The sequence below is a fragment of the Sphingomonas longa genome, assembly GCF_016892685.1.
Taxonomy (GTDB): domain Bacteria; phylum Pseudomonadota; class Alphaproteobacteria; order Sphingomonadales; family Sphingomonadaceae; genus Sphingomonas; species Sphingomonas longa.
The window spans coordinates 758,914-765,581 of record NZ_JAFEMC010000002.1 but is presented as its reverse complement, the minus strand read 5'-3'; the positions used below and the strand labels follow the sequence as shown (position 1 = coordinate 765,581).

Below are 6,668 nucleotides of genomic sequence, written 5' to 3'. Positions count from 1 at the left end.
GGGACCGGAGGCGCTTTCCGCCGCGTTCCTTAGAAAGGAGGTGATCCAGCCGCAGGTTCCCCTACGGCTACCTTGTTACGACTTCACCCCAGTCGCTAAGCCCACCGTGGTCGCCTGCCTCTCATTGCTGAGTTAGCGCAACGCCTTCGGGTGAACCCAACTCCCATGGTGTGACGGGCGGTGTGTACAAGGCCTGGGAACGTATTCACCGCGGCATGCTGATCCGCGATTACTAGCGATTCCGCCTTCATGCTCTCGAGTTGCAGAGAACAATCCGAACTGAGACGGCTTTTGGAGATTAGCTCACTCTCGCGAGTTTGCTGCCCACTGTCACCGCCATTGTAGCACGTGTGTAGCCCAGCGCGTAAGGGCCATGAGGACTTGACGTCATCCCCACCTTCCTCCGGCTTATCACCGGCGGTTACCTTAAAGTGCCCAACTGAATGATGGCAACTAAGGTCGAGGGTTGCGCTCGTTGCGGGACTTAACCCAACATCTCACGACACGAGCTGACGACAGCCATGCAGCACCTGTGTTCCAGTCCCCGAAGGGAAGAGATCCATCTCTGGAAATCGTCCGGACATGTCAAACGCTGGTAAGGTTCTGCGCGTTGCTTCGAATTAAACCACATGCTCCACCGCTTGTGCAGGCCCCCGTCAATTCATTTGAGTTTTAACCTTGCGGCCGTACTCCCCAGGCGGATAACTTAATGCGTTAGCTGCGCCACCCAAAGACCAAGTCCCCGGACAGCTAGTTATCATCGTTTACGGCGTGGACTACCAGGGTATCTAATCCTGTTTGCTCCCCACGCTTTCGCACCTCAGCGTCAATACCAGTCCAGTGAGCCGCCTTCGCCACTGGTGTTCTTCCGAATATCTACGAATTTCACCTCTACACTCGGAATTCCACTCACCTCTCCTGGATTCAAGCCATGCAGTATCAAAGGCAATTCTGGAGTTGAGCTCCAGGCTTTCACCTCTAACTTACAAAGCCGCCTACGTGCGCTTTACGCCCAGTAATTCCGAATAACGCTAGCTCCCTCCGTATTACCGCGGCTGCTGGCACGGAGTTAGCCGGAGCTTATTCTCCCGGTACTGTCATTATCATCCCGGGTAAAAGAGCTTTACAACCCTAAGGCCTTCATCACTCACGCGGCATTGCTGGATCAGGCTTTCGCCCATTGTCCAATATTCCCCACTGCTGCCTCCCGTAGGAGTCTGGGCCGTGTCTCAGTCCCAGTGTGGCTGATCATCCTCTCAGACCAGCTAAGGATCGTCGGCTTGGTGCGCCTTTACCACACCAACTACCTAATCCTACGCGGGCTCATCCTCAGGCGATAAATCTTTGGACTTACGTCATCATCCGGTATTAGCAGTCGTTTCCAACTGTTATTCCGAACCTAAGGGCAGATTCCCACGCGTTACGCACCCGTGCGCCACTATGCCCGAAAGCATCGTTCGACTTGCATGTGTTAGGCATGCCGCCAGCGTTCATTCTGAGCCATGATCAAACTCTCAAGTTTATGTCACCAACCAGCCAAGGTGGAATGCCCTCGCCAGCCAGCATCACATCAAGGAGCCGCTCTGCACATATTCTTACGTATGGATACGTGAAGGACATATGAGAACAGCTTAATGCTTACGACACATCCAACGCCTTGATAACGCCAGACATCCCGCAGGCCGCCGCCCACATGTCCCTTCATCTAAACCAACAATGTCAAAGATCCGACACAAATACCCCGACGCCGCTACACCCTTCCCGTTTTACCAGAAAGGCCAGCGCGCCAAGTCTCGTGTGACCACTGCAAACGCCCCGTAAGGCCGCCGCTGCGGTGAAACCCATCTAGGGAACACCTCAACGCCCGTCAAACCCTTTCTGTCAGAAATATGCAAAAAGTCGGCTTGGGCTGGTTTGCGCCCTTGGCGGGCAGCACAGGCGCTCTGAGGGCTAATCGGCGGAACGGTCGATACGCACCAGCAGCGCTCCCTCGGTCACCTGGCCGCCGGTGCTGGCGGATAGCGCGGCGACGGTGCCGGCGAACGGGGCGACGAGCGCGTGCTCCATCTTCATGGCTTCCAAAGTAACTAGCTTCTGGCCAGGTGCGACCCCCTGCCCCTCGACCACATCCACCGCGATGATGCGGCCGGGCATCGGCGCGAGGATCGCGCCATCCGCGGCGCCACCCGCCGCCGCACCATCGACACGCCAGCGGGCGAGTTCCCAGACCTGACCGCCCTCGGCGATCAGGATGTGATCGTCCTCGACCGACTCAGCGGCGCCGTCCGCGAAGTCGATCTCGATCGGCTGGTCGTCGAGCCGGAACCAGCCCTGCCACCGGGGGGCGGCATTCAGGCGAAATCCTCCCTCCCCGGCGAGGGACGCGGCGGCATCGGCGAGCGCTTCGTCGCTGGGCAAAACGGGCGGCATCAGTCCCTCGCCCTCGCGTGCGATCAGGCCGGTATCGACGGTGCCGGCGATGAAGTCCGCGTGGTCCAGCGCCTCGACCAGGAAGCCGGCGTTGGTGCGGACTGGCCAGATCACCGCCTCGTCCAACGCGTCGGCCAAGGTTTCGCGTGCCTCCTCTCGCGTAGCGGCGTGGGCGATGAGCTTGGCGATCATCGGATCGTAGAAGGGGGAAACCTCCGCCCCCTGCTCGACGCCGGTATCGATGCGGACGGACGTGCCGAGATCGAAGACGTCGAGCCGCCCGATGGAGGGCAGGAAACCCTTGGCAGGGTCTTCGGCGTAGAGGCGCGCCTCGATCGCGTGGCCGTCGATCGCCAGATCGTCCTGCGTCATCGGCAGCGGTTCGCCGCTCGCGACGCGCAGTTGCCATTCGACGAGGTCCTGGCCGGTGATGGCTTCGGTGACCGGATGCTCGACCTGAAGCCGGGTGTTCATTTCCATGAACCAGATGCGGTCGGCGGACAGGCCGGCGGACGTGTCGGCGATGAACTCGATGGTGCCTGCGCCGACATAGTCGACCGCACGCGCCGCCTTGACCGCGGCGTCGCACACCGCCGCGCGGGTGATCGGGTCCATGCCGGGCGCGGGCGCTTCCTCGATCACCTTCTGGTGGCGGCGTTGCAGCGAACAGTCGCGTTCGAACAGGTGGACGATATTGCCGTGGGTGTCGCCGAACACCTGCACCTCGATGTGGCGGGGCGACAGGATGTATTTTTCGATCAGCACGCGGTCGTCGCCGAACGAGGACGCCGCCTCCCGCCGGCAGGAGCCGAGCGCGTCGGCGAAGTCGGTGGCATCGTCGACGCGGCGCATACCCTTGCCGCCGCCGCCCGCCACCGCCTTGATCAGGACAGGATAACCGATCGCATCCGCCTCCGCGGCCAGACGGTCAGCCGATTGATCTTCGCCGAGATAGCCGGGCGTGACCGGCACGCCAGCGGCGATCATCCGCGCCTTTGCGGCATCCTTCAGCCCCATCGCGCGGATCGAGTCCGGGTGCGGACCAACCCAGATCAGGCCGGCGGCGATCACCGCCGCCGCGAAGTCGGCGTTTTCCGACAGGAAGCCATAGCCGGGGTGGATCGCCTCCGCCGCCGTGTCACGCGCGGCGGCGAGGATGCGGTCACCCACAAGATAGCTTTCGCGCGCCGGCGACGGGCCGATGGGCACGGCTTCGTCGGCGAGGCGGACGTGCAGCGCGGTCGCGTCCGCGTCCGAATGGACCGCGATCGTGCGGATGCCGAGGCTGCGCGCGGTGCGGATGATGCGGCAGGCGATCTCGCCGCGGTTGGCGATGAGGAGCGATGCTATCATGCTGAAAAGCCTTGGGCGGCAGTGTCGAAGTGGAGGAAGTGGAGGCGCCGGACGGGGTTCTTCCACTTCGAGCCGAACCGCGCGACGGGGCGCGATCGGTGGGGGCTGGAGGACGATGGCATGACCGCCCGATTATAATGGTCGCGGCCGGTGTAGGACAGCATCAGCGCGCCTCGCAGCCGGTCGAGCGCTGCGACCAGGTGACGTTCAGCACCTTCCAGCGGCCCTGTTCGCGGATCAGGTCGAAATGGTTGACGCCGCAGTGGTCGGCCTTGCCGTCGACGGTGAAGACATAGGGTCCCCAGACCATCGCGATGTCGCCGTCCACCTCGATCGCCGGATCGGGCATGCGCTCCGCGAGCTTCTCGGCGCCGGGTTTGATGCCGCCGGCGAACTCGGCCCAGCTCAGATGGCGGATCGTCCGGCCGCCGTCGGCGCGCTCGACGACGACGGTCGCGCCACCCTCCGGCCGGGTCTCGGCGGTAATCGCCGCGCCGTCGCGCGTGCCGACCGCGGCGAGAATGCGGTTGACGGGGGCCATGACGGCCGAGGCGTCCGGGTCTGTGTAAGGAAGCGGGTTGGCGGGCGGCAGCTTGTCGGATTGCAGCAGGAGGAGGAGCGGGAGGATCATGGCGGGGGTCCTTCATTCTCCTCGGCGAGGGCAAGGAGGCGGTCGGGCGATGAGGTCGCGACGATGTGGTCGATGACGGCCGACAGGTCGGCGAGAATGGCGCTTGCCGCGATGCGCAACGTCGCGATGTCGTGCAGCGTCAGCCACGCATTGCGCGACGCGTCGTTTGCCGGGCGCTCGCCACGGTTGTGCGCTTCACCGTCGACCTCGATCGCGAGATCGGCAGAGGCGCAGAAAAAGTCGAGGATGTAAGGGCCAGCCGGGTGCTGCCGGCGAAACTTCAAACCTGCCGGGCGCTTGCGGAGTTCTCGCCAGAGGAGCACCTCCGGAAGCGACATGTCGCTGCGCAGGGTTCTCGCCCGACGAACAGTGACGCCCGGAGCTCTCAGCATGCAGTCCTCCCCGGCACGGGGAGGGGGACCAGCGTAGCTGGTGGAGGGGCAGCGGCGAGCCAGTTCGCTCGGGGCTGCCCCTCCGTCACGCCTTCGGCGCGCCACCTCCCCGTGCCGGGGAGGATCGAAGCGATGATCCCCTTCACATCCGGAACACACCGAAGCGCGCGGCTTCGGGGACGGGAGCATTGAGGCACGCTTCCAGCGCCAGTCCGAGCACGTCGCGCGTCTGGACGGGGTCGATCACGCCGTCGTCCCACAGCCGTGCGGTGGCATGATAGGGGTTCCCCTCATCCTCATATTTGCGGCGGATCGGGGCCTTGAAGGCTTCGGCTTCCTCGGGCGTCCACGTGTCGGCGTCGCGGTGAACCGTGGCCAGCACGGAGGCCGCCTGCTCGCCACCCATCACGCTGATCCGCGCATTCGGCCAGGTGAACAGGAAGCGCGGCGAATAGGCGCGGCCGCACATGCCGTAATTGCCCGCGCCGAAGCTGCCGCCGATCAAAACTGTGATCTTCGGCACGCTGGCAGTGGCGACGGCGGTGACCAGTTTCGCGCCGTGCTTGGCGATCCCCTCCGCCTCATACTTGCCGCCGACCATGAAGCCGGAGATGTTCTGGAGGAACAACAACGGGATACGCCGCTGGCAGGCGAGCTCGATGAAGTGCGCACCCTTCTGCGCGCTTTCGCTGAACAGCACGCCGTTATTGGCGAGGATGGCGACCGGCATGCCGTGGACGTGCGCGAAACCGCAGACGAGCGATGCGCCGTACAGTGCCTTGAACTCGTGGAACTCCGATCCATCGACCAGCCGGGCGATGACCTCGTGCACATCATAAGGTGCGCGAACGTCCTGCGGGACGATCCCGTAAAGGTCCTCGGTCGGGAAGCGCGGTTCGACGGGAGCGCGCAGGTTCACGTCGGATTCGTGCTGTGGCGGCAGCGTGGCGACGATGTCGCGGACGATCGTCAGCGCGTGCTCGTCGTTCTCGGCGACGTGATCGACGACGCCGGAGCGGCGGCCGTGCGTATCGGCGCCGCCCAGCTCCTCGGCGGAGATGACCTCCCCCGTCGCCGCCTTCACCAGCGGCGGGCCGGCGAGGAAGATCGTGCCCTGGTTGCGGACGATCACGGTTTCGTCCGACATCGCCGGCACGTATGCGCCGCCCGCGGTGCAGCTTCCCATCACGCAGGCGATCTGCGGAATACCGAGCGCGGACATGTTCGCCTGATTGAAGAAGATGCGCCCGAAATGATCGCGATCGGGGAAGACCTCCGCCTGATGTGGCAGGTTCGCGCCGCCGCTGTCGACGAGGTAGACGCACGGCAGCCGGTTCTCCTGCGCGATCTCCTGCGCGCGGAGGTGCTTCTTGACGGTCAGCGGATAATAGGTGCCGCCCTTCACCGTGGCGTCGTTGCAGACGATCATCACCTGCCGACCGGACACCCGGCCGATGCCGCAGATCAGGCCCGCGCCGGGGACCTCGCCGTCGTACAGTCCGTTCGCGGCAAGCTGCCCGATCTCCAGAAACGCGCTGCCCGCGTCGAGCAGGCGCTCGACGCGGTCGCGGGGGAGCAGCTTATTGCGCGCGGTATGGCGGTCGCGGGACTTTTCAGGGCCACCGAGTGCGAAGCTGGCGACGCGGGTGCGGAGGCCTTCGGCCAGCGCGCGGTTGTGGGCGGCGTTGGCACGGAAGGTGTCGCTATCGCGCGAGAGATTGGTGGCTAGGCGGCTCACCGGGCGTGGGTCCGTGTGAAGGCGCGCGGTCGGCCGCCGGGCTGAGTCGTAAGCTTGGGAAGCTTCTGACGAGGGTCGCGCCGCTGTGATGAAGCAAGGCGCCGCTCCCCTCCCTGCGAGGGAG

Annotated in this window: 4 protein-coding genes and 1 rRNA gene; all 5 read right to left on the bottom strand. The window is 64.4% G+C overall.

What is annotated here, in order from left to right:
- Positions 1-33: 33 nt before the first annotated feature.
- Positions 34-1,522, bottom strand: a 16S ribosomal RNA gene (locus ILT43_RS09775).
- Positions 1,523-1,950: 428 nt separating this feature from the next.
- Positions 1,951-3,783, bottom strand: a complete 1,833-nt coding sequence (locus ILT43_RS09770; protein WP_204198766.1) for an acetyl/propionyl/methylcrotonyl-CoA carboxylase subunit alpha — start codon at positions 3,781-3,783, stop codon at positions 1,951-1,953.
- Positions 3,784-3,946: 163 nt separating this feature from the next.
- On the bottom strand, positions 3,947-4,414 hold the full coding sequence (locus ILT43_RS09765) for a hypothetical protein (protein ID WP_204198765.1): 468 nt from the start codon (positions 4,412-4,414) through the stop codon (positions 3,947-3,949).
- Complete coding sequence (locus tag ILT43_RS09760; protein ID WP_204198764.1) at positions 4,411-4,806, bottom strand: endonuclease domain-containing protein; 396 nt, start codon at positions 4,804-4,806, stop codon at positions 4,411-4,413. Before ILT43_RS09760 ends, ILT43_RS09765 begins: the two co-directional genes overlap by 4 nt.
- 142 nt (positions 4,807-4,948) lie before the next feature.
- On the bottom strand, positions 4,949-6,544 hold the full coding sequence (locus ILT43_RS09755; RefSeq protein WP_204198763.1) for a carboxyl transferase domain-containing protein: 1,596 nt from the start codon (positions 6,542-6,544) through the stop codon (positions 4,949-4,951).
- Positions 6,545-6,668: the final 124 nt, after the last annotated feature.